At 39.0% G+C, this 1,056-nt stretch carries 1 protein-coding gene; it reads left to right on the forward strand.

Annotated elements, in window-relative coordinates:
• Window positions 1-428: 428 nt before the first annotated feature.
• Window positions 429-1,056 (forward strand): Hint domain-containing protein (locus tag ICN45_RS10350; protein WP_216175728.1); only part of this gene is annotated, 628 nt, incomplete at its 3' end.

Here is a 1,056-nt window from a genome sequence, read left to right on the forward strand (position 1 = left end):
GCTTAAGCAATGGATTTGCTAATGACCGTTGTTGCTTGACTACAGTAATGGTAACGAAGGTAGTACAGGCAGCAAGGTCAGCAGCAGTAGTATCAAGAACCACCAGAAGAGTTTAGTCTGGTGGTTTTTTGTTAGGCTTGATTCGAGGTTTGCACAAGTTATGGCATCAATTTTTTAAGGTATTGATAACTGCGCATTACTTTAATAGTAGATAAGTACTTTTTTTCTAGTTGTTATTAGTAATATTACTACTTAAAAAATAGTATGCCTTAAGCAGTTATTTTGGTACCAACATAAGTTCTTTTTTACATCAATAACCTAAATAATTGACCCATACAATTTACAAAGTAAACAAATCTTTAGTTATTTGGTCTTGGGGCAGTAAACCCCTCGTTCTTTGACATTAAACATACTCACTGGGAGTCAAAATGACAACAACAACTTATAAACTCGGCGGGGCTGATGGGCTCGGAGATCTAATGGCTGGGGGCGGTTATTCTACGGGAAGTTTTACTATGGATTCTGGCCTATTTAACTTTGCAAGTAATAACGATGCTGTAGTTTCTTCCCCAAATATTTCAAATTATTTGACTGGATTGGTAATAAAAACTCCTGCTTACTCGTACATTACAGGCAGTAACAACACTGTTGTAAATGTACCAACTCACACTTTTTACTATAATGATGCCGGTAGCTCAACAGTAGATTCTACTGCTACGTTAGCTGGAAATGCCACCTCAGGGTATACGCTTAACTTAGTTGATGGTGACTATAACTTCAACTTAGTTTGGAAAACTGATAATAATGTAGTAAGCAGTAGCAACGGTTTCGATACTACACCCAATCTTGTAGCCGCAAGTTCATATGAGGGGTATAGACCAAACTCAACTAACCATAAGAATAACTTCGATGGCAACGATGTCTTAGTCTGCTACGCCAAAGGCACCCACATCACAACTGATCGCGGCCCTGTAGCCGTTGAAGATCTTCAAGTTGGTGACTTAGTTCTGACTGTCTCTGGTAAGTACGAGCCGATTAGCTGGTTAGGTCATCGTC

The organism is Polynucleobacter alcilacus (assembly GCF_018881545.1).
In the GTDB taxonomy this organism is placed as follows: Bacteria; Pseudomonadota; Gammaproteobacteria; order Burkholderiales; family Burkholderiaceae; genus Polynucleobacter; species Polynucleobacter alcilacus.